The sequence below is a fragment of the Rhizobium sp. SVR5-9E genome (genome assembly GCF_056755095.1).
In genome coordinates, this window is sequence record NZ_JBNDHS010000712.1 from 1 (window position 1) to 238 (window position 238).

The 238-nt window shown below is 40.8% G+C and carries 1 protein-coding gene; it reads right to left on the minus strand.

Translation table 11 applies throughout. The features are described from left to right. Positions 1-238, minus strand: a 238-nt coding sequence (locus ACPYOJ_RS36670) for a class II fructose-bisphosphate aldolase (protein WP_481420584.1), incomplete at both ends; no start/stop codon positions are given.

Below are 238 nucleotides of genomic sequence, written 5' to 3' on the forward strand. Positions count from 1 at the left end.
ATTTTCTTCTAAAGATTCTTCAGAAAGGTCCAGCATATGTGAAGAATAAAGGGATTTTCCTGTTTGTCTGAAGAATTCTTCATTGGCATCCATCAATCCGTCGATCCAAGGCAATAATTTTTTTGCACAATGATCGGTATGAAGTATTACAGTTGCTCCGTAAGCTTCTGCAAGGGTATGAATATGTTTTGCTCCGGCGATAGCTCCCAGGATGGCAGCTTTCTGTCCGTCATTGCTT